3 protein-coding genes are annotated in these 2,058 nt (G+C 66.9%); all 3 read left to right on the top strand.

Annotation, left to right across the window (positions count from 1 at the left end; genetic code table 11):
- A partial coding sequence (locus AB0D27_RS45415; RefSeq protein ID WP_362521519.1) for a hypothetical protein occupies window positions 1-218 on the top strand: 218 nt, incomplete at its 5' end.
- Window positions 219-513: 295 nt separating this feature from the next.
- Window positions 514-936, top strand: coding sequence for a hypothetical protein (locus AB0D27_RS45410; RefSeq protein ID WP_362521516.1), 423 nt, complete (start codon window positions 514-516; stop codon window positions 934-936).
- A 101-nt stretch (window positions 937-1,037) separates the two neighbouring features.
- On the top strand, window positions 1,038-1,943 hold the full coding sequence (locus AB0D27_RS45405) for a hypothetical protein (RefSeq protein WP_362521513.1): 906 nt from the start codon (window positions 1,038-1,040) through the stop codon (window positions 1,941-1,943).
- Window positions 1,944-2,058 lie beyond the last annotated feature (115 nt).

Genomic DNA, 2,058 nt, shown 5'->3' with positions numbered 1-2,058 from the left:
AGGCCCTGCTGCCATGCGCCGGCCCTCACGCGATCACCCGATCAGGAACCCTGTTCGACCAGACCAGCCCCGTGATCGATAAGCGGATGGCGTCTAAGCGCGTCTTACAAACGTCTCTCGCCTATCTCCCGCTCATTTTCACCGGCTGGGGAAGGCGAACTGGCCGTTGGATCGCGGGTTCGGCGTATGCCGAGCCCGAGAGCCTGACGCCTGCGTAGGAGTGATGCCACGTTAGGAGGCGGAGGGAGGAGGCCGGTCTCCCGGCGTCGGTCCGCCGGTGGTTGACCAGCTGCTGGCGGCAGTGGGCCCGCAGGTCGTGAGTGTCCGGCGGGTGATCACCGCGAGGTCGCACGGCCTACTGGCTGCACCTCGATCCTGTCGGTCACGCGGTTCCTCGAGCTGCGGCGCAGCGGCCGCACTCCCCAACGGGGCGACTTCGGCCACGACTTCCCTGCTCTGGTCTCCTGCGCCCTGTCCGACGTCACCCCCGACGAACGGCACATCCTGCGCTCGGTGAGCCTGCTGGAACTTCAACATGCCGTTCGTGACCGGCTGCTGCTGATCGCGTTCGTGATCCAGGGCCCCGCCTGGCCCGTGACCACCGCCGGGCCCTTGACTGACTCACCGCCGCCTGGCCCTAGGCAGCGGCTCCGTGCGGGAGCCAGTCAAGACAAGGAGGGCTACATCACCAAGCCCGATGCGACCGTCACCTACGCCGCCGGGACGACGCTGTACGGCATGCAGGAGTCCACCCACTGCAGCAAGCACGGTGACAGCGGAGAGCCCCTCCTCCATGGCTCGACCGCCCTGGGCATCGTCTCCGGTGGCAACTACCTCGAAGAGCCATGCGGGGATTCGGACGCGCAGAGCGACCGCTACACCTACACGACACGGATACAAGATGTACTGAATGAGCGAGGCCTACACGTCTACTGACGGCGATCCTCCCCTGCTGCCGTAATCGGTGAACCCTTCCTGAACCGGCCGCGTCAAAGGGCTGGCAAGCCTGCCACGTCGCCGTCCTACCGGGAGACCACATGCCAATCAGGGCATCGCGCACCGCCAGCCTGCTTGCTTTGGTGGCCTTGTCCGCCACCGGCCTGGGCGCCGTCTCCAGTTGCGGCAGCGAAAAGGTGGCTGTCAGCACCGCTGAGGCGGCCGCGAATCGCGCCCGGCAGGTTGCAGCAGCCTGGGACGGTTCACCCTCAACTGCCGCGTGGCGTGCTGGCTACTACCCAATGGGAGAGGCAGTTCAGCTGCCGCGAGGCGGCCTGCGGAGCGCGGCCGACAAGCGCGCCTACCAGGCGCAGAACTTCGTCCTACAAGGCACGTTGCCCGCCACCTGGCCGAAGCGTGGTCAGGTGGCCTGGGCGGACGGTGAAGCGCTGACACGGCCGATGGTGGGGGCGCAGGAGACTTACAAGACCCTGGCCCGTGCCCGGGTCGACGAAATACCGCACCTCACCGTAACCGGGGCAAAGCTGGGTGAGATGACCCTGTATACCAGCCGCGGACCGGCGACGGTCCCAGCCTGGCTCTTCACATTGCAGAACTACGCCGCCCCCCTCAAGCGGGCTGCTGTCAACCCATCGAAGCTCCCCCCTCCGCCAGTCAAGCCAGCCCATGACCTCCCCGCCAGCCAGTTGGCTCCGCTCGGGCGACTCGTCCGCATTGCCGGAGATGGGCGATCCGTATCCGTGATCGCCATTCATGGCGCCTGCGACGACGGCCCTTCTGTGGATGTGCTGGAAACACGCGGCAGCGTAGTCCTTTCAGCCTCCGTCAAGAATCCGGAGACGGGAAACTGCTCCGCGCAGGCAAGGCAGAAGCAAGTGATGGTGAAGCTGAACCGACCCGTGGGCGACCGCATCCTGCTCGACGCATACACGGGTCGACCGGTGCCATACGGCCAGCCGAACGGGCCTTCTCCGAGCTGGAGCTGAGCCAAGCCTCTGGGGACAGAACAGCCGCTCCGCCGAGCACGGCGCGTCTGGACGCAGCCACGGCGACACATCGACCGCCAGCACCAGGCGCCCGCCGTCGAAGCGAGGCAGCGAC

It is taken from the genome of Streptomyces sp. NPDC048415 (assembly GCF_040651675.1).
Classification (GTDB): domain Bacteria; phylum Actinomycetota; class Actinomycetes; order Streptomycetales; family Streptomycetaceae; genus Streptomyces.
Note: the sequence above shows the minus strand (reverse complement) of the source record. Positions and strands in the feature narration are given on the sequence as shown.